The organism is Variovorax sp. 05L425, from assembly GCF_056397705.1.
In genome coordinates, this window is the sequence record NZ_JBFTNY010000009.1 from 119,412 (window position 1) to 139,143 (window position 19,732).

Consider the following 19,732-nt stretch of genomic DNA (forward strand, 5'->3'; position numbering starts at 1 on the left):
CAGCATCGGTGCGCCATGGAGGGCGGTTCGCCACGAGCCCTGCAAGGCTAAAATGGCGGGTTGCGCGCGCCTCCGCGCGCGCCACCATCCAGCCCCATGTCCGACCACCTGACACCCTCTGTTCCCACCCCCGCCGCAACGCCAGCCGCGGCCATTGACGACAACCAGCTCATCGCCGAACGGCGCGAAAAACTGAAGGCGCTGCGCCAAGCCCAGGCCGAGGGCAAAGGGGTCGCGTTTCCGAACGACTTCAAACCCGGTCACCGCGCAGCGGCATTGGTTGCCGCACACGGCGAGACGTCGCCCGAAGTGCTCGAGGCCGCTCCCATCGAGGTCAGTGTCGGCGGACGCATGATGCTCAAGCGCGTGATGGGCAAGGCCAGTTTCGCCACCGTGCAGGACGCCACCGGACGCATCCAGCTCTACGTCACGCGCGACGCCGTCGGCGAGGACGCCTACGCCGAGTTCAAGCGCTGGGATCTGGGCGACATCGTGGGCGCCGAAGGCACCGTCTTCAAGACCAAGACCGGCGAACTCTCCGTCAAGGTCACGAAGCTGCGCCTCCTGACCAAGAGCCTGCGGCCATTGCCGGACAAGTTCCACGGCATGGCTGACCAGGAACAGAAGTACCGCCAGCGCTACGTCGACCTGATCACCGATGCAACGGCACGCGAACGCTTCGCCGCGCGCAGCCGGGCCGTGAGCGCCCTGCGCGAGTTCATGGTGGCCAATGACTTCCTCGAAGTCGAGACGCCGATGCTGCATCCCATTCCAGGCGGCGCCAATGCCAAGCCGTTCGTGACGCACCACAACGCGCTCGACCAGGAGATGTTCCTGCGCATCGCGCCGGAGCTGTACCTCAAGCGACTGATCGTGGGCGGCTTCGAACGCGTGTTCGAAATCAACCGGAGCTACCGCAACGAAGGCATCTCGGTGCGGCACAACCCCGAGTTCACGATGATGGAGTTCTACGCGGCGTACTGGAACTACCGCGATCTGATGGACTTCACCGAAACGCTGATCCGCACGATCGCCGACAAGGCGGTCGGCACCCAGCAGTTGACCTACCAGGGCAAGGAAGTCGACCTGACCCAACCTTTCGAGCGGCTCACCATCCGCGAGGCGATCCTCAAGCACACCGATGCCGGATCGAATGTCGACGACGCGGCCTGGCTGGTCAACGCCCTGCGCAAGCTCGGCCTGAGCGAAGAGAAGGACAAGCTCTCGCAGCGCAGCCTCGCAAGCCTGCAGGTGATGTATTTCGAAGAGACCGTGGAAGAGAAGCTCTGGCAGCCGACCTTCATCATGGAACACCCCACCGAGATCTCGCCGCTCGCACGCGCCAACGATGATCGCCCCGAAGTGACGGAGCGCTTCGAGCTCTACATCACTGGTCGCGAGTTCGGCAACGGCTTCAGCGAGCTCAACGATGCCGAAGACCAGGCGGCACGACTGAACGCGCAGGTCGCGGCCAAGGACAGCGGCGACGACGAAGCGATGTACTTCGACCACGACTTCGTGCGCGCGCTGGAATACGGCATGCCGCCTACCGGTGGCTGCGGCATCGGCATCGATCGCCTGATGATGCTTCTGACCGATTCGCCGAGCATTCGCGACGTGATCCTGTTTCCGGCATTGCGGCGGGAATCTTGAGTACACGCGGCCCGGCGATCGGGATCGACTTCGGCACGTCGAATTCCGCCGTCGCCTTCGTGGCGGACGATGGAATGGCGCGTCCGCTGCCGATGGAAGGTACTGCAACGACGATCCCGACAGCCGTGTTCTTTAACGCCGAGGAACGCACCACGCACTTCGGTCGCGAGGCGATCTCGCTCTATCTGGCGGGCACCGAAGGCCGGCTGATGCGATCGCTCAAGAGCCTGCTGGGCAGCTCTCTCATGCAGGAGCAGACCGAGATCTTCAACGAGCGGATGCGCTTCGAGGACATCATCACCCTGTTCCTGTCGGAACTGGGTATGCGGGCCCGCAAGCAACTCGGAGCGCAGCCGAGCCGCGTCGTGGTCGGGCGCCCGGTTCGCTTCGTCGATGATGATCCGGAACGCGACAAGCTGGCGGAGAGCACCCTGAGGCGCGCAGCGAAGAACGCCGGGCTGGGTGAAGTGTCATTTCAGTACGAGCCGATCGCAGCGGCATTCGACTACGAGCGGCGCATCGATCGGGAGTCTCTGGTCCTGATCGTCGACATCGGCGGCGGGACCTCCGATTTCACGGTGGTGCGCCTGGGTCCCGAACGCATGGCGAACGGCGACCGAGCGGCCGACGTGTTGTCCACTACCGGCGTGCACATCGGCGGCACCGACTTCGACCAGCGACTGAGCCTCGAATGCGCGATGCCGGAACTCGGCTTCCGCCATATCGGGCCCCAGGGCCGCGAAGTGCCGAGCCGCACATTCTTCGACCTCTCCTCCTGGCACCTGATCAACTGGCTCTACGCGCCCAAGGCGATTCGGCAGGTGCAGGATCTGCGAACCAGCTACCTCGACACGCGCCTGCATGACCGCCTGATGAACGTGCTCGTGCACCGCGAAGGCCACCGGATCGCTAACGAGGTGGAAGGCGCCAAGATTCGCGCGTCCATGTCGGACGACAGTGTCGCCATCGACCTGTCGTGCGCGGAATCCGGCCTGGCGGTGACCCTCGGAGCCGATGCCATGGCACAACACCTCGCCGTCGCGCTCGACAACGTCGTCGCCTGCGCTCGGGATTGCGTCCAGCGTGCCTCGCACGGCAGCGGAAAACTCGACGCGATTTATCTGACAGGTGGATCGTCGGCGCTCCGTCCATTCCAGAGCGCACTTCGGACGGCGTTCCCCGGCGTCGAGATGGTCGAAGGCGATCTTTTCGGCGGTGTCGCCGCCGGACTGGCCTACGCCGCGGCTTCGGAACGTGTACCGGAACCCGCATGAAGTATCTCGCCGCATACCCTGCGGCACTTCGCGCCCAGGTCGAGCAACTCATCGCACAGGGTCGCCTGGGCGACTTGCTGAAGAAACGCTACGGCAGCACGCACGACATACGCACCGACCGAGCGCTGTACGACTACGTGAGCGATCTCAAAAGCGAGTTCATGCGCAACGCGGAGCCGCTGTCCAAGGTCGCGTTCGACAACAAGCTCCACGTGATCCGGAACGCGCTCGGTACCCACACGACCGTCTCACGCGTGCAGGGCAGCCGCTTGAAGGCAAAACGCGAGATCCGCGTGGCGAGCCTGTTCAAGGAGGTGCCGGAGGAATGGCTGCGGATGATCGTGGTCCATGAGCTGGCCCACACCAAGGAGCGCGAGCACGACAAGGCCTTCTACCAACTGTGCACGCACATGGAGCCGGACTACCACCAGTACGAGTTCGACCTGCGTCTCTATCTGACGCATCTCGATCAGGGCGGCGACCGTCTTTGGTCGACCGCAGTCTAATCAAGGGCGCGGCAGCATCTCGACGGCTTGGCAGTACGCGGTCGACTGCATCAACGCCGTCCACTCCAGCGCCGGGGTCCTGGGCAGCAGGCTCAAGCGGCGCGCTTCACTCGCACCGTTCGGTTTCCACTGCCCGCTCCGCGCGGCTGCAGCGAAGCCATCGAGCAACTCGTCAAGCGCAGAACCCTCTCCGACGCTCTGGTTGCAAAGCAGCGCCAAGTCGCAGCCCGCCTGGAGAGCGGCCAGCGCCGCATCGGTATAGCTCAGCAGATTGCCCTGCACCCGGCGCGCTGCTTCCATGCTGAGGTCGTCGCTGAACACGGCGCCGTCGAAGCGCAACTTGCCGCGCAGGATCTCCTGAAGCCACTTCGAGGAAAACCCGGCCGGCCGCGCATCGACCTTCGGATAGACCACGTGCGCCGGCATGACCGCCGCGAGCGAGCCGACCAGCCAGTCGTAAGGGCGGGCATCGTCTGCAAGGATCGCCTTGAGGCCGCGCCGATCGACAGGAATCGCGACATGCGAATCGGCCTTGACGAAGCCGTGTCCGGGAAAATGCTTGCCGCAATTGGCCATGCCCGCCTGCAGCAATCCGTGCATCAGACTCCTGCCGAGCAGGGCCACAACGCGAGGATCGCGGTGAAAGCTGCGGTCACCGATCACGCTGCTTTCGCCGTAGTCCAGGTCGAGCACGGGCGTAAAACTGAAATCGACGCCACAAGCCCGGAGTTCGGTTGCCAGAACGTGCCCGCAGGCAACCGTCGCCTGGGTCGCCCGGAGCGGATCATTCATCCACATCTCGCCGAGGGTGCGCATGGACGGCAACCGCGTGAAGCCATCGGTGCGGAAACGCTGAACGCGGCCGCCCTCATGGTCCACGCAGATCAGGATGTCGGGTCGCAGCGCCTTGATTTCGGCATTCAGCGCGCACATCTGGGCGCGGTCGCGCCAGTTCCGCGCGAAGTGAATCACGCCGCCGACCAGCGGATCTGAGAGACGGCGGCGGTCGGCGGCGTTGAGTTCGGCTCCCGCGACATCGATGATCAGCGGGGCATGTTGTGCTTTGTCGGTCATTCCTTGCGCTCGATGACGACGAAACTCGCCGCATAGTCGGTTTCATCGGTCACGGTCACGTGGGCGCTCAGGCCCTGCCCTTCGAACCAGTCCTTGAGGGGGCCGTGCAGCACGATCACGGGCTTGCCGCTCTTCAGGTTGGCAATCTCGCAGTTCCGCCAGCTCATCGGCATGCGCATGCCCATGCCGATCGCCTTGCTGAAAGCCTCCTTGGCGGAAAACCGGGTGGCCAGATAGCGCAAGCCCCGATGGGGCCAACGGGCGCTGCGCGCCTGCCAGGTAGCGTACTCGGCGTCGCTCAGGACCTTCCGCGCGAATCGATCGCCCTGGCGCTCGAAGGTGGCGGCGATGCGCCGGACATCGCAGATGTCGGTGCCGATGCCGAAGATCACGTTGCCTCGTCGATACGGCGCAAATACTCGCGCGTGGCCGCGACGTAGCCGAGTTCGAGAGCGTCCGACACGAACGCGTGGCCGATCGACACCTCCCGCACGCCGGGCACGGCGCGCAGGAATTCCGTGAGATTCTCGCGGCTCAGGTCGTGTCCGGCGTTGACCTCGAGGCCGGCGGCATGCGCGGCGCGCGCGGCTTCCACATAAAGCTGCAGAACGGCTTCCGCCTTCGAGGTATCGCGCGAGGCGGCGTAGCCCTCGGTGTAGAGCTCGACGCGATCGGCGCCGACCGCCTTGGCCGCCGCCATCATTTCCGGATTCGGATCCATGAACAGGCTCACGCGCACGCCCAGCGAACGCGCCTCGGCGATCACGGGCCGCAGGCGATCGGCATCTTCAGGGAAGCTCCATCCGTGGTCGCTGGTCGACTGGGTTTCGCTGTCCGGCACGAAGGTGGCCTGGTGCGGACGCAGTTCGCGCACGAACTCCATCAGATTGTGGAAAGGATTGCCCTCGATGTTGAACTCGGCCGCCGGCCAGTCCCTGTGCAGCAAGGCCGACAGATCGTGCACATCCTGCGGGCGGATGTGCCGCTCATCTGGCCGCGGATGCACCGTGATGCCGTGCGCCCCGGCGTCGAGACATAGCGCGGCCGCGAACAACACGCTCGGAATGCCGAGCTGCCGCGTATTGCGCACCAGCGCGACCTTGTTGAGATTGACCGAAAGGGCGGTGGAAGTGGAAGAGCTCATAGGGCTTGCAGGTCCCGCATCATCTGCCGCGTACGCAGCGTTGCAACGCCGCAATGGTAGTTGAGCAAGGCGCGCAATTGGGTACGAAGTGCGCCGTTGACGCCGGCACATGCCCTGAGTGTCGACGCGAATGGCGCACGGTCGTCGAGCGCGGCCTGCAGCATCAGCCAATCGGCGCCCTGCAGTGCGGCCTCGTCGTCAAAGGCTTCACGCAGGCCGGCTTCGGGGACGAGCGCATAGCGGTCGCCCGGCGTCAGTGGCGCCAGCGTGAGCGTCTGGGCGTTGAGCGCCGGCAGGAAGCCGACCTCGCGCAGCAACAGCAGTTCGAAGGCGCGCAGCGCGGCGGATTGCGTGGCGGCCTGCGCACCGGCATGGTCGCCGGCCAACACCTGGACCACCGCGGCATAGGCATCGAAAAGTGCCTCGTGCGGGTCGTCCCGGGCCAGTAGGCGCAGCAGCAACTCGTTGACGTAGTAGCCCGACAGCAGCGCCTCGCCCGTCGGCATCACATGGCCACCCATCCACTCGGCGCCCTTGAGGGTGCGGATTTCGGCGTCGCCACTGAAGTTCAGCTGCAGCGGCTGCAGCGGCAGCAGCACGGGCCGGAAATTGGAGCTGGGTCGCTTGGCGCCCTTGGCCACCAGCGCGATACGGCCATGGTGCCGGGTGAAGGTCTCGAGGATCAGGCTCGATTCGCTCCAGTCGTAGCGATGCAGCACATAGGCCGGCTCATGAGTGGCTCGCATACCCGCAGGCTTGCTCCGATCGGGGGAGCATCAGCCTCTGCTCATTCGTAGCCGAAGGAACGGACGCGGGCTTCGTCGTCGGCCCAGCCGGACCGCACCTTGACCCAGAGCTCGATGAACACCTTGGCGTCCATCAGCTTCTCGAGTTCCTGGCGCGTCTCGGTGCCGATGCGCTTGATGCGCTCGCCCTTGTCGCCGATGACCATGGCCTTGTGGCCGTCTCGCTCCACGACGATCGTCGCAGCGATCTTGAGCAGGCGCTTGTGGCCCTTGCGCGCGGGCGGCTCTTCCTCGAACTTGTCAATGATGACGGTCGACGTGTAGGGAAGTTCATCGCCGGTCAGGCGGAACAGCTTCTCTCGTACCATTTCGCTGGCCAGGAACTGTTCGCTGCGATCGGTGAGTTCGTCTTCGGCATACCACCAGGCTTGCTCGGGCAGGTATTTCTCGCAAATGCCGAAGACGCGCTCGATGTCCTTCGAATTCTTTGCCGACATCGGCACGAACTCGGCGAAGGCATGCTTCTGCTGCATGGTCTGCAGCCACGGCGCGATGTCGGCGCGGCGATGCACGTTGTCCAGCTTGTTGGCGATCAACACTGTGGGAATCCCGCTGCCGAGCAGCTTCAGCACGCGCTCATCCGCCGCGGTGAAACTGCCGGCTTCCACCACGAAGAGGATCAAATCCACGTCCGACACCGCCCCGACGACCGTCTTGTTGAGGGAGCGGTTCAGTGCGTTGGCATGGAGCGTCTGGAAGCCCGGCGTGTCGACGAACACGAACTGCGTGGCGCCGAGCGTGCGCATGCCGGTGATGCGGTGGCGCGTGGTCTGCGCCTTGCGCGAGGTGATGCTGATCTTCTGGCCCACCAGTGCATTGAGCAGGGTCGACTTGCCGACGTTGGGCTTGCCGACGATGGCGACCAGGCCGCATCGTTGAGAAGACGAAGCCGGGTTGGCAGCGTCCATCCCGCCTTCCGGCGGATGGGGAGCGGAGTCTTTGGGGTCGTTCATGGGGATGCCTTCGCGCCGCGCGCCTTGAGCCGGATCAACATCGCCGCCGCGGCAGCCTGCTCGCCGGCACGGCGCGAGCCGCCGATACCGTGCTCGCGCAGACCCAGATCAGGCGCTTCGCATTCGACCTCGAAGGTCTGCTTGTGCGCCGCGCCGAGTGTTCCGACCACGCGATAGACCGGCAACTTCATTTTGTGGCCCTGGAGCCATTCCTGCAATTCGGTCTTGGGGTCCTTGGCCGCCGCATCCATGCGTGGATTGATCTCGACGGCCACGTACAGACGCTGCACGAGCGCTTGAGCGGCAGCGAAACCAGCATCCAGATAGACGGCGCCGATGACAGCTTCGAGCGCATCGGCCAGGATCGATGGCCGATTCGATCCGCCCGAACGCGCCTCGCCCTCGCCAAGCCGCAACAGCGGCGACAACGCCAGCTTGATCGCGAGCTGATGCAGCGTGTCCTGCTTGACCAGATTGGCCCGAACCCTGGACAGATCGCCTTCGGGCATTTCCGAAAGGCGCGTGAAGAGCAGGTGCGATACGGCGAGATTGAGGACGGAATCGCCGAGAAATTCGAGCCGCTCGTTGTGATCGGCCGAAAAACTGCGATGGGTCAGGGCCCGCTGCAGGAGCCGCGGATCCGCAAACGAATGCTGAAGGCGCGCCTGGAGCGCGGCGAGGCCACTCTCGGTCACGGCGCGATCGACGCCGCCAACCCGGCAAGCCTGGGGGTGCGTTTCATCTAGCTCGATTGGCCTCGGTACTTCAACACGAGATAGGCCGGCCCGAAGAGGTGGATTTCGCGGTCGTAGGCAAAGGACACAATCACCTTGTCACCATCCTTCTTCACGTCGAGATCCCTGCCGCTGACGGACTTGAAGTCATCGATGGCCTGCGCGCGGTCGAAGATGGCGCGGACTTCGGGCACCGTCGTGCCTTCCTTGGCCTTGTTCGCGGCCTTGGTGATCGCCTGATACTCGATCAACGTCGGAATGACCTGCGCCACCACCACGCCCACACACGCGACCACGATGGCCACGAACAAAAGCCCCACGAACGAGATTCCGCGCTGTTTCTGTTTTGCCTGCTGAGTTCTCATGCCCTCTTTCCCCTCGATGAAATGCCGAATATTTATTGGAACGTGCCGATGCGCCTCAGGTCACCGAAATTCATCCAGATCAGGAACGCCTTGCCGACGATATTCTGGTCTGGAACGAACCCCCAATAGCGCGAATCGAGCGAATTGTCTCGGTTGTCGCCCATCATGAAGTAATAGCCCGGCGGCACTTTGCACACGACACCTTCAACACTGTAGCGGCAATTTTCCTGGTTCGGGAACGGCATGATTTCAACTTCGGAAAGGCCGGCGCGGCGCGTTTCATCGTTGAGCAGCTTGTGCTGCGTGTCGCCGAGCTTTTCCGTGTATTGCTTGAGGTAGCGCATCGTCTCCTCGTCAAAATAGTCCGGCACGGCGTCCTTGCTTACCGGCTGGCCGTTGATCGTGAGCTTCTTGTTCAGATAGGCCACCTCGTCGCCCGGCACGCCCACCACGCGCTTGATGTAGTCCATGCTCGGCTTGGGCGGATATCGGAACACCATGACGTCCCCGCGCGCTGGCGGTCGACCGTCAGTGATCTTGGTATTGATTACCGGCAGGCGGAGCCCGTAGACGAATTTGTTGACGAGGATCAGGTCACCCGTCAGGAGCGTCGGCATCATGGAGCCCGACGGAATCTTGAATGGCTCGAACAGGAACGAACGCAGCAGGAACACCACCAGGATCACGGGGAACAGACCGGCAGTCCAGTCCAGCCACCATGGCTGCATGACCAGGCGTTCGCTGGCCTTGGCGTCGACCGTGTCGACCTGTGTGATGCCCTGGCGAGTCAGTTCCTCGCGCCGTTTGGCGAGTGCGGCGTCGAGCGCCTCGGCCGCACGCCGGCGCTTGGGCAGGAAATAGAAGCGCTCGGCGAGCCAATAGATACCGGTGACAACGGTCGCCAGGAAAAGCAGCAGTGCGAAGTTGCCTTCGACCGCGCCGAAATACCAGGCACCGACATAGCCGACGAAAGCCGCGAGAATCAGTGAAGTGAGGAATGCCATCTTTAGTCTTCGACTTGCAGGATGGCGAGAAAGGCCTCTTGCGGGACCTCGACCGAGCCGATCTGCTTCATTCTTTTTTTGCCCGCTTTCTGCTTTTCGAGCAGCTTGCGCTTGCGGGTGATATCGCCGCCATAACACTTGGCAAGCACGTTCTTGCGCAGGGCCTTGATTGTCTCACGCGCAATGATGTTGGCCCCGATGGCCGCCTGGATTGCAACGTCGAACATCTGGCGCGAAATGATCTCGCGCATCTTTGAAACCACCGCCCTGCCGCGGTACTGGCTCTGGCTCCGGTGCACGATGATCGACAGGGCATCGACCTTCTCGCCGTTGAGCAGGATGTCGACCTTGACGACATCCGACGCGCGGTATTCCTTGAACTCGTAGTCCATGGACGCATAGCCACGGCTGACCGATTTGAGCTTGTCGAAGAAATCGAGCACGATCTCACCCAACGGCATTTCGTAGGTCAACATGACCTGCCGGCCGTGATAGGCCATGTTCATCTGGACGCCGCGCTTTTGATTGGCAAGCGTCATGACCGCTCCGACGTACTCCTGCGGCATGTAGAGATGGACGGTGACGATCGGCTCGCGGATCTCGGACATGCGGCCGACGTCGGGCATCTTGGAAGGGTTCTCCACCATGATGACCTCGCCGTCGCTCTTGACGACCTGGTAGACCACACTGGGCGCCGTCGTGATCAGGTCCTGGTCGAACTCGCGTTCCAGGCGCTCCTGCACGATCTCCATGTGCAGCAGGCCGAGAAAGCCGCATCGGAATCCAAAGCCCAGGGCCTGCGACACCTCCGGCTCGTAATGCAGCGACGAATCGTTGAGCTTGAGTTTTTCGAGCGCGTCGCGGAGCGAGTCGTACTCGCTCGCCTCTGTCGGATAGAGGCCGGCGAAGACCTGGGGCTGGATCTCCTTGAAGCCCGGCAATGCTTCGGTCGCGGTAGCGGCCGCACCGCCGGTGCCAGCCTTGATCAGCGTGACGGTGTCGCCCACCTTGGCGGCCTGCAGTTCCTTGATCCCGGCAATGATGAAGCCAACCTCACCGGCTTCGAGGGACTCACGCGCTTCCGTCGCGGGAGTGAACACCCCCAGGTTGTCGGCGTTGTAGGTTGCGCCCGATGCCATCATCTTGATTCGCTCGCCCTTGGCGAGACGGCCATCGACCACGCGCACCAGCATCACGACACCCACGTAGGCGTCGAACCAGCTGTCGATGATCATGGCGCGCAACGCGCCGTCGGGATTGCCGCGCGGCGATGGGACCTTCGCGACGATGGCCTCGAGAATTTCGTCGATGCCCATGCCGGTCTTTGCCGAACATGGGATCGCATCGGTCGCATCGATGCCGATGACATCCTCGATCTCGGCCTTCGCGTTGTCGGGATCCGCCTGTGGCAAATCCATCTTGTTGAGCACCGGCACCACTTCAACGCCGAGGTCGAGCGCGGTGTAGCAGTTGGCCACCGTCTGCGCTTCGACACCTTGGCTCGCATCAACAACGAGCAGCGCGCCTTCGCATGCAGAGAGCGAGCGACTCACTTCGTAGGAGAAGTCGACATGGCCCGGTGTATCAATCAGATTGAGGTTGTAGACCTGTCCATCGCGTGCCTTGTAGTGCAGTGCGGCGGTCTGTGCCTTGATGGTTATCCCACGCTCTTTCTCGATGTCCATCGAGTCGAGCACTTGCGCCTCCATCTCGCGGTCGGCGAGTCCACCGCAACGCTGGATCAAGCGATCCGCAAGCGTCGACTTGCCGTGATCGATGTGCGCAATGATCGAAAAATTTCTGATGTGATTCATCAACGGGAACGCTTAAGTACTTGAATTGGCTCGCGCGAAGTCGGGAGCGCACAAGAAAAAAGGGCGCGTCTACAAGAGACGCGCCCTGAACCAACAAGCAATGGCAACTGCAGTAGTTGGAACTTCATTGTAGGCAAAAAGGGGGGCGCGTACAGCCGGGCCAGAGCCCTCGGACGGTCGTTGCAGGTCAGCAACATGGTGCTTATGAACAGCTTATCAACAGCATCGGTGGAGCAATTCCTTAACAACTTGTGGGTGAACTGTGGACCGACAGTGGACGGATAGCGGGCATCTCGCATCGTGAAGATCACCGGCCCGCTTATGCACGGACCGGCGTCTGGAAGGCCTCTATTCTACCGAAACTCGTCATTAGATGACTGTTAAGTTAGTGAGTACAAACTAAATTGAAGGATCAGGGACGGGAAAAATTTTTTCATCGCAATGCTGCCCGCGCGCGACAACCTCGAAAAAAAGGCCCCAAACCCGACTGTTGGGTGGGGCCACTTGACGCAGGACCCGAGTTCAGCGTGCAGGCCGGAGCAGCGCATATTGCGCCCAGTCGCCTCGACGGAAAAGCAGGCTGACAGGCTTGCTCTTATCTGACTTCGCCAAGACGGTCTCGAAATCCTTCACGTTGGCCACTTCCACATTGCTGATCGCCAGCACGACATCGCCTTCGCGCAGTCCGGCCCGGGCCGCAGCGCCGGTGGCCGCATCGATCTTCACGCCGCCCTTGAGCTTCAACTCCTTCTTCTGCACTTCAGTGAGATCGCTCAACGTCAGCCCCATGGACTTTGCGGCAGCGGACGCCGGCGTCTTGCTGGAAGAATCATCACGATCCGACGCTTGCCTGGCGGGTTTGTCAGGCTCGATCTCCGCGATGGTCACGTTCAGATCGCGCACATTGCCACGGCGGAACACAGTCACCGAACTCTTGGTGCCGGGCTTCGTGTTTCCGACAAGACGCGGCAGATCGCTGGGCTTCTCGATGGATTTGCCATCGAACTTGGTGATGATGTCGCCCGGCTCGATCCCGGCTTTCTCGCCTGGCGATCCGGTCTCGACGCCACGGACCAAGGCACCTTGCGCCTTTCCGAGACCGATCGATTCGGCCACATCCTTCGTGACTTGATCGATCTGCACGCCGATTCGCCCACGCGAAACGCGGCCGAACGCGCGCAATTGATCGCTCACACGAATGGCCTCATCGATCGGGATCGAGAAAGAGATGCCCATGAACCCACCAGAGCGCGAGTAGATCTGGCTGTTGATGCCGACGACTTCGCCGCGCATGTTGATCAAGGGGCCACCGGAATTCCCGGGATTGATGGCCACGTCCGTCTGGATGAAAGGCAAGTAATCCCCGGTGTCGCGCTGCTTGGCGCTCACGATGCCTGCTGTGACGGTGTTCTCCAGGCCGAAAGGCGATCCGATCGCCATCACCCACTCGCCGACACGCAGTTTCGAAATGTCGCCGACCTTGACCGCGGGAAGACCGGTCGCGTCAATCTTCACGACGGCAACATCGGTCCGCTTGTCGGCGCCGACGATCTTTGCCTTGAATTCACGCTTGTCCGTCAAGGTCACCAGCACTTCGGATGCGCCGTCGACCACATGCGCGTTGGTCATGACGAAACCATCCGGCGAGAGGATGAAGCCGGATCCCACGCCGCGAGGCCGCTCCTCTTCCTGTGGTGCTTGGGGCCTGTTCGGCCGGGGGCCCTGGCGCGGAATGCCTGGCATCGGCTGGCCGAAGAAGCGCCGGAAGAAGTCCTGCATCTCCTCATCCATCTCGCCGTTGCCGGCTCCCTGCGTCACCTTCTCGACGGTGCGAATGTTGACCACCGCAGGGCCGACCTGATCGACCAGATCGGTGAAGTCCGGAAGCACGCGCGCTTGCGCGAACGCAGGGGTTGATGGCAGCAACGCGGCGGTCGACACGACGGCGAAAGCACAGGCAACCAGGCATGAGCGGAATGTGTTCCCCTCGACTTTGAACATCATCAGCTTCTTTCGTTTGAGAGTCTTAGACAAAAACACCATCTATGAGCGCACACGAAACGTGAGGTTCAACCCGCGGTTTCGGCCCGGCGATTCAACGCGCTCGGACAAGACCTTGCGCAAGGGCGTCGAGCGTCTGTGGCGGCACTTCCCCCACCGCTGTCAGCCACCAATCGCCGTCCTTGTCGGCCAACCGGCGTGTGAGCGTAAAGGTTGCTCCCAGCGCAAGCAGAACTTCGCGAGGCTTGCGCTGCGCATCGTAAGGCTCCAGGAACAGCGAGACCGAAGCAAGACCGTCCGAGAAGGTCCACTGCATCGTATGCCCCTGGCCCTCGCCAGCCAAGGGACGCCGATAGCAATTGATCGGCTTGAAGCCGGCAACACCTTTCTTGAGCGCCCATCCCTCGCGCTGCGCCGTGGTGCGCTCGAGCTCGGACTTCTCGATGCGATAACCAGCCGTGCTGCCCATCATCTGCACCAGCGCGTGGATCTTGATCGGTGCATCGAGCTGAAGTTCGGAAAACGCCGACTGTTCGATCACCTTGTTCTCGCCATCGATGGTCTGCAACTTCACCACCAGCCCCGAGCGCCGCTCGCTCCAGACTCGGTAACCGAACCGGAGCTTGTCCCTTGGTTCAAGTTGCACCACATCGGTGTCAAAGCCAGCCACGCGGTCTTTACCGATCACATGAACATCATAGAAATCCGCGATGGACGAATCGGGCGAACCCAACAGGTTCGGGAACAACTCAAGGCTTTCGCGCTTCTCGCTTTTGACGACCTTTGATTCCGGCAGGAAGGTCACGACATGATCGTTACGCCGAAATGTCGAACGGGGGGGCCCCGACAAGGCTTCGATGCGCTCCATCTGAAGATCGCCTTCGCACACATGCCAGATCCGTGCACTTGAGAGGTTTCCGGCTTCGGCAGAGACGACGAATGTGCCCGCGTAGCTACGTTGCCGCGACGCGGCGTGCATGCGCTGGAGCCATTCGACGACGCCCAGCGACGGGGCTTCGCTGACGTTGGCGCCTTTGGCTGGCGGCGAGGAGATCCGCGTCTGGGCGACAGCAGCCTCCGCCATGCAAAGCGCAGCCATCAAGATCACAGACCTACGCGCGGGAATTGGCATCGAAACAGTCATCGCATGAGGCACAGGCACGCAATCAGCGCGAAGGTCTTTCGAAAGTGGCGTTGCGCAGGAAGCCCGATGGCAGCTGCGCGCCGCCAACCTGCTGATGAGCCTCCAGGAGCTGATCGAGCCTCGGATCGCGCAGCATGACCTGCGGGTTTCCGTTTCCAACCAGCACGCGTGTAGGGACAAGGGTCTGAGACGCCTGCTGAGCGACATTCGCGGTCGCGACAACCGCAGTCGGAGCCTGTTGCTGCGCCAACTGCGCGCCCACCGGCCGAGCCCCTTCGACACCTACCCAATTCCACCCAATGGCTGCCGCGGCCGCCAAAGACGCGGCGCCGGCGACCAGTTTCCACCGAAACACAGGCTCATTGGCAGCCTTGAGGTGCCGAGCCTGCAACCGCTTTGCATTGGTCGGGACCGCGACAAGTGCCGGTGTAGCGGGCTCCGCAGCCAGTCGACTTTGAAGGCGGGACAGAAACGATGAGGTGTCGCTGCATGCCGCATGCCCCCCCGAACGCAGCACATCACCGACCAAATGATAGGTCTGCCATGTCGCACGCAATTCTTCGTCGACACCGACCTTGCCAATTACCTGGGCGAACTCATCGTCGCGCAGGTGGCCATCGGCGAGCGCGGACACCTGCTCACGAGCTATGTTTGTGTGGTTCATCTCATTCACCTGCTTACCAACGCTTGCCAGACTGGTTGTCCAGCAAGGGCTTGACCCTGGCCGAAATCGCTTCGCGTGCCCGAAAGATCCGCGATCGCACCGTGCCGATCGGACAACTCATGACCTCGGCAATCTCTTCGTAACTCATACCCTCGATCTCGCGCAGCGTCACTGCCTGCCGAAGCTCGGCAGGCAGCGCTTCCATCGCCGCTTCGACCGCCGCCGCAATTTCGTTGGCAGCCAGAACGGATTCGGGGGTCTCGTCGCTGATTGGTTCGTTTCCGGGTCGGTAAGTTTCATCGTCGTCTTCGGAAGACGAACGCAGAGCGCTCTCCGTGACGGTCGGGTCGCGCTTCATGTCCACCAATGCCTTCTTGGCAGTGTTTACCGCGATCCGGTAGAGCCAAGTGTAGAACTGCGCCTCGCCACGAAACTGATGCAGGGCGCGGTAGGCGCGGATGAAGGTTTCCTGGGCGATGTCTTCGACCAGATTTACATCTCGCACCATGCGGCCGATCAATCGTTCGATCCGACGCTGGTACTTGATGACGAGCAGTTCAAAGGCCTTCTGATCCCCGGCCACGGTGCGCTGAACAAGCTGAAAGTCAACCTCTCCCGGTCTCGCGGCTTCGACCGGCGCGTCGGTGAGACCGGCGTCCGGTGGTACGGGAGGTGGCGAAACTGTCATGGCGAGGAATAAGGCGCATTGGCCGCGATCGGATCCTGCGCCCGTGCGGCCGGATCATCCGGAGCGGCGCGCGAATATAGCGCACGGCGCAAATCCCGCCATCGGGCAGGCACGGCATTCCGATCAAGCCAGATCCAGCGTCGCGTCCGGACGGACTCCGTCAGGCAAATCAGCAGCAAGAACTGGAGGTCCAATGCCACGCTCGCCCGGGCCGTTCGAACTGGGATGCGTCCCGACATCGTCCAGTGTTGCCCGTCAAAGGTCAAATCGGCCGGGGCTGAGCATCTGAGCACACCAGTCCATGCCGCCATCCCGGCGACGACTGCGCTGAGCAGCAGAATGCCCTCCCGCCAACCCAGGGTAGCCGATTGAAGACAGGCAACGGAGACGCCGCAGACGCCCAGCCCCCACAAAATAAGGAGGAGGCGCTCGGCATTGCGCGAGCGCCCCACCGGATAGCTCACCGATGGGGCGCTGTGCATGAGTCGGGCAGGATCAAACGCGCTTGAACACCAGCGTGCCGTTGGTGCCGCCAAATCCGAAGTTGTTCTTGACCGCGACATCGATCTTGAGATCACGCGCTTCATTTGCGCAGTAGTCGAGATCGCACTCCGGATCTTGATTGAAGATATTGATCGTCGGCGGGCTCTTCTGATGATGCAGCGCCAAGACGGTAAACACTGATTCGATACCGCCGGCGCCGCCGAGCAAATGACCTGTCATCGATTTCGTCGAGTTGACGACAAGCTTTTTGGCGTGATCGCCGAAGGCGTTCTTGATCGCGTTGGTCTCGTTCAGGTCACCCAGCGGCGTCGACGTTCCATGCGCGTTGACATACTGCACCTGATCAGCGTTCACGCCGGCATTGGCGAGCGCCATCTTCATGGACCGGCGCGGGCCATCCACATTCGGCGCAGTCATGTGATAGGCGTCCCCACTCATCCCGAAGCCAGAGACTTCCGCGTAAATCTTGGCGCCCCGCGCCTTCGCATGCTCGTATTCTTCAAGAACCAGCACGCCAGCACCCTCGCCGAGCACGAACCCGTCACGATCCTTGTCCCACGGCCGAGAGGCGGTCGTCGGATCGTCGTTGCGAGTGGACAAGGCTCTTGCTGCCGCAAACCCGCCCAAGCCAAGCGGAGATACCGTGGATTCAGCACCGCCGGCAATCATCACATCGGCATCGCCGTACTCGATCATGCGCGCGGATGTCCCGATCGCATGCAAGCCCGTGGTGCACGCAGTGACGATAGCGATATTGGGGCCCTTGAAGCCGTACTGAATGGAGACGTGGCCCGAGATCATGTTGATGATCGACGCCGGCACGAAGAACGGAGACACGCGGCGCGGACCACGGTTCACCAGTTCGGCATGGGTGTCTTCAATCAACGGCAGCCCGCCGATACCCGAGCCGATATTGCACCCGATGCGTACCGCCTGCTCGTCCGACAACGCATCGCCCGTCGGAAGGCCGCTGTCTTGCACCGCCTGCATTGCTGCGGCGAGCCCGAGGTGAATGAAGCGGTCCATATGGCGCGCTTCCTTCTCCGGGATGTACTGCTTGATGTCGAAACCCTTCACTTCACCTGCGAACTTGCAAGAGAAGCCGCTCACGTCGAACTTGGTGATGGTGTCGATGCCCGATTTCCCGGCCAATAGATTGGCCCAGGACTCGGCGACGGTGTTTCCGACAGGAGCGAGGCAACCGAGTCCGGTCACGACGACGCGGCGTTTGGTCATGCCGGCAAACCTTTCTGGGAGCACTGAGACCATTGCACGGCGCAGGCCTATGGAATGGAGACTCAGCTTGGCCGATCAGGCCTTTTGATTCTTGGTGGCGTAGTCGACGGCGTTCTGCACCGTCGTGATCTTCTCGGCGTCTTCGTCCGGGATCTCGATGCCGAACTCGTCCTCGAGCGCCATCACGAGTTCGACCGTGTCGAGCGAGTCTGCACCGAGATCGGCAACAAAGGCCTTTTCGTTGGTGACCTGGGACTCTTCAACGCCGAGTTGTTCGGCAATGATTTTCTTGACACGTGCTTCGATATCGCTCATTTGGTTCCCTCTGAGGGTTGTAAGTAATCGGTGGATTTTAGCCGGCCGCGTTGTGGCATTTGCCGCACAGCGGTCGTTGAAAGGGATTGCGTCTGGAGCTTACATATGCATGCCGCCATTCACGTGCAGTTCCTGCCCCGTGACATAGGCGGCTTGCGGAGAAGCCAGGAAGGCGACGGCATGGGCAATGTCCGCCGGTTTGCCCAGGTGGCCGAGCGGAATCTGGGCGAGCAGCGCCTGCTGTTGCGCCTCGGGCAGGCTGGCGGTCATATCGGTTTCGATGAAGCCCGGGGCAACGCAATTGACAGTAATGTTGCGACTCCCGAGTTCGCGCGCCAAGGCGCGCGTCATGCCCGCGACGCCGGCCTTTGCAGCGGCATAGTTGGCTTGGCCTGCGTTGCCCGAAGCGCCGACCACACTGGTGATGTTGATGATGCGGCCGTAGCGCTGCTTCATCATGGGCCGAATCACCGCGCGGGAAAGACGGAAAACCGCCTTCAAATTGGTGTCGAGCACGGCATCCCAATCCACATCCTTCAGGCGCATTGCAAGCGTGTCGCGGGTGATGCCTGCGTTGTTCACCAGCACGTGGACTGCGCCGTAGACCTTCACGATTTCATCGATCAGCGCCTCGACCGCCGCACCGTCATTGACGTCGAGCGCGCATCCGCGGCCGTCATATCCACCCAAGGCCGCCGTGATCTTGGCCGCGCCCTCTTCGGTGGTGCCGGTACCGATGACCTTGAGCCCGCGTTGGGCCAACTCGAGCGCGATCGCCGCACCGATACCACGAGACGCGCCAGTAACCAGCGCGACCTGTCCTTCAAATTTGGGTGTGCTCATGAAAACAACCTTGGGGCTCGGGCCTCAGATGCCGAGCATTTGCCTGGTTTCGGCGAGGGTCGCCGGGTCGTAGACCGAAACTGCGGCCATCTCGGGTGCGATTCGCTTCGCCATGCCGGACAGTACCTTGCCTGGACCGCACTCGACGACGGCTTCAACGCCTCGGGACTTCAAGGCCTGTACGGTCTCAACCCATCTCACGGGACCCGCGGCCTGACGCACCAAGGCGTCGCGAATCAACTCGGGATCGTCTGTGACGCTCACGTCGATATTGTTGATGACAGGAATCTGAGGCGCCAGAAGCGCCATCGGTGCGAGGCGCTCACGCAACGCCTGCGCAGCAGGCTTCATCAGACTCGAATGGAAGGGCGCGGAAACAGGCAAGGGCAATGCCCGCTTTGCGCCGCTCGCCTTCAACACTTCGCAAGCCTTGTCGACGGCAGCCTTGCTTCCCGCAATCACGGTCTGCATCGGATCATTGAAATTCACCGCTTCGACGACCTCGCCGCTGCCCGGTCCGAACGCAGCGGTCACTTCAGCGCAACCGGCCTTCACCTTTTCCGCGTCCATGCCCAGGATGGCCGCCATCGCCCCCACTCCGACCGGAACAGCCTGCTGCATGGCCTGGGCGCGAAAGCGCACCAGCGGTGCAGCCTGGGCCAACGTGAGGACTCCGGAAGCGACCAGCGCGGCGTACTCGCCCAGTGAGTGGCCAGCTACGACCGACGGACGACCCCCTCCCTCTGCCAGCCAGGCACGCCAAGCGGCCACACCTGCGACCAGCATCACCGGCTGGGTATTGGTGGTCAGGGCCAGGGCCTCCTTGGGGCCTTCATGAATGAGACGCGCGACGTCTTCGCCGAGGGCATCGGACGCCTCGCGCAAAGTTTCGGCGACTGCAGGGTGATCGCCCCAGGCGTCGAGCATCCCGACAGCTTGCGAGCCCTGTCCCGGAAAGACAAAAGCGAAGGTTTTCATTGTTCGTGTGTGTCCTGGCGCGCAATTGCCCC

Annotated in this window: 20 protein-coding genes; 3 read left to right on the top strand and 17 right to left on the bottom strand. The window is 62.4% G+C overall.

Translation table 11 applies throughout. From position 1 onward, the window contains the following. Positions 1 to 96 precede the first annotated feature (96 nt). The 3 genes from lysS to AC1DN9_RS12735 are packed head-to-tail and all read left to right on the top strand — an operon-like array spanning position 97 to position 3,433. Positions 97 to 1,653, top strand: a complete 1,557-nt coding sequence (lysS, locus tag AC1DN9_RS12725) for a lysine--tRNA ligase (protein ID WP_478100621.1) — start codon at positions 97 to 99, stop codon at positions 1,651 to 1,653. Further along, complete coding sequence (locus AC1DN9_RS12730; RefSeq protein WP_478100764.1) at positions 1,647 to 2,927, top strand: Hsp70 family protein; 1,281 nt, start codon at positions 1,647 to 1,649, stop codon at positions 2,925 to 2,927. Before lysS ends, AC1DN9_RS12730 begins: the two co-directional genes overlap by 7 nt. Continuing rightward, positions 2,924 to 3,433, top strand: a complete 510-nt coding sequence (locus AC1DN9_RS12735) for a M48 metallopeptidase family protein (RefSeq protein ID WP_478100623.1) — start codon at positions 2,924 to 2,926, stop codon at positions 3,431 to 3,433. The genes AC1DN9_RS12730 and AC1DN9_RS12735 overlap by 4 nt, the downstream gene beginning before the upstream one ends. On the opposite strand, the gene nagZ is transcribed toward AC1DN9_RS12735, so the two are convergent. From nagZ to fabD, 17 genes are all read right to left on the bottom strand, one after another. Then, a complete protein-coding gene (gene nagZ / locus AC1DN9_RS12740) occupies positions 3,434 to 4,507 on the bottom strand; it encodes a beta-N-acetylhexosaminidase (RefSeq protein ID WP_478100625.1) in 1,074 nt (357 codons plus the stop codon). It abuts the gene before it with no gap. After that, positions 4,504 to 4,899 (bottom strand): holo-ACP synthase, encoded by a 396-nt coding sequence (gene acpS, locus AC1DN9_RS12745; protein WP_478100627.1) that lies wholly within the window; start codon positions 4,897 to 4,899, stop codon positions 4,504 to 4,506. The genes nagZ and acpS overlap by 4 nt, the downstream gene beginning before the upstream one ends. Then, on the bottom strand, positions 4,896 to 5,651 hold the full coding sequence (locus tag AC1DN9_RS12750; protein ID WP_478100629.1) for a pyridoxine 5'-phosphate synthase: 756 nt from the start codon (positions 5,649 to 5,651) through the stop codon (positions 4,896 to 4,898). The genes acpS and AC1DN9_RS12750 overlap by 4 nt, the downstream gene beginning before the upstream one ends. Then, positions 5,648 to 6,397 (bottom strand): DNA repair protein RecO, encoded by a 750-nt coding sequence (recO, locus tag AC1DN9_RS12755; protein ID WP_478100631.1) that lies wholly within the window; start codon positions 6,395 to 6,397, stop codon positions 5,648 to 5,650. Before recO ends, AC1DN9_RS12750 begins: the two co-directional genes overlap by 4 nt. Before the next feature lie 41 nt (positions 6,398 to 6,438). Next, positions 6,439 to 7,410 carry a GTPase Era gene (gene era, locus AC1DN9_RS12760; RefSeq protein WP_478100633.1) on the bottom strand — a complete coding sequence of 324 codons (972 nt, stop codon included), beginning with the start codon at positions 7,408 to 7,410 and terminating at the stop codon, positions 6,439 to 6,441. After that, on the bottom strand, positions 7,407 to 8,105 hold the full coding sequence (rnc, locus tag AC1DN9_RS12765) for a ribonuclease III (RefSeq protein ID WP_478100635.1): 699 nt from the start codon (positions 8,103 to 8,105) through the stop codon (positions 7,407 to 7,409). The genes era and rnc overlap by 4 nt, the downstream gene beginning before the upstream one ends. A 47-nt stretch (positions 8,106 to 8,152) precedes the next feature. Next, positions 8,153 to 8,509, bottom strand: a complete 357-nt coding sequence (locus AC1DN9_RS12770) for a DUF4845 domain-containing protein (RefSeq protein ID WP_478100637.1) — start codon at positions 8,507 to 8,509, stop codon at positions 8,153 to 8,155. Between the two features lie 32 nt (positions 8,510 to 8,541). Then, the gene (lepB, locus tag AC1DN9_RS12775; protein ID WP_478100639.1) at positions 8,542 to 9,513 is read right to left on the bottom strand and encodes a signal peptidase I; all 972 of its coding nucleotides are present in this window, start codon (positions 9,511 to 9,513) and stop codon (positions 8,542 to 8,544) included. Positions 9,514 to 9,515: 2 nt separating this feature from the next. Continuing rightward, positions 9,516 to 11,327: a translation elongation factor 4 gene (gene lepA / locus AC1DN9_RS12780; protein ID WP_478100641.1), complete on the bottom strand. Its 1,812-nt coding sequence runs from the start codon at positions 11,325 to 11,327 to the stop codon at positions 9,516 to 9,518. Between the two features lie 522 nt (positions 11,328 to 11,849). Then, the gene (locus AC1DN9_RS12785) at positions 11,850 to 13,331 is read right to left on the bottom strand and encodes a DegQ family serine endoprotease (RefSeq protein ID WP_478100643.1); all 1,482 of its coding nucleotides are present in this window, start codon (positions 13,329 to 13,331) and stop codon (positions 11,850 to 11,852) included. Between the two features lie 91 nt (positions 13,332 to 13,422). Then, positions 13,423 to 14,472 (bottom strand): MucB/RseB C-terminal domain-containing protein, encoded by a 1,050-nt coding sequence (locus AC1DN9_RS12790; protein WP_478100644.1) that lies wholly within the window; start codon positions 14,470 to 14,472, stop codon positions 13,423 to 13,425. Positions 14,473 to 14,494: 22 nt separating this feature from the next. Beyond that, entirely contained in the window at positions 14,495 to 15,136 is a 642-nt protein-coding gene (locus AC1DN9_RS12795; RefSeq protein WP_478100646.1) for a sigma-E factor negative regulatory protein, read from the bottom strand. Positions 15,137 to 15,149: 13 nt separating this feature from the next. Continuing rightward, on the bottom strand, positions 15,150 to 15,824 hold the full coding sequence (gene rpoE, locus AC1DN9_RS12800) for an RNA polymerase sigma factor RpoE (protein WP_478100648.1): 675 nt from the start codon (positions 15,822 to 15,824) through the stop codon (positions 15,150 to 15,152). Between the two features lie 495 nt (positions 15,825 to 16,319). Beyond that, the gene (gene fabF, locus AC1DN9_RS12805) at positions 16,320 to 17,564 is read right to left on the bottom strand and encodes a beta-ketoacyl-ACP synthase II (RefSeq protein WP_478100650.1); all 1,245 of its coding nucleotides are present in this window, start codon (positions 17,562 to 17,564) and stop codon (positions 16,320 to 16,322) included. Positions 17,565 to 17,639: 75 nt separating this feature from the next. Then, entirely contained in the window at positions 17,640 to 17,879 is a 240-nt protein-coding gene (gene acpP, locus AC1DN9_RS12810; protein WP_007830471.1) for an acyl carrier protein, read from the bottom strand. A 99-nt stretch (positions 17,880 to 17,978) separates the two neighbouring features. Further along, positions 17,979 to 18,722, bottom strand: a complete 744-nt coding sequence (gene fabG, locus AC1DN9_RS12815; RefSeq protein ID WP_478100652.1) for a 3-oxoacyl-ACP reductase FabG — start codon at positions 18,720 to 18,722, stop codon at positions 17,979 to 17,981. Between the two features lie 24 nt (positions 18,723 to 18,746). After that, positions 18,747 to 19,700 (bottom strand): ACP S-malonyltransferase, encoded by a 954-nt coding sequence (gene fabD, locus AC1DN9_RS12820; protein WP_478100654.1) that lies wholly within the window; start codon positions 19,698 to 19,700, stop codon positions 18,747 to 18,749. Between the last annotated feature and the right edge of the window lie 32 nt (positions 19,701 to 19,732).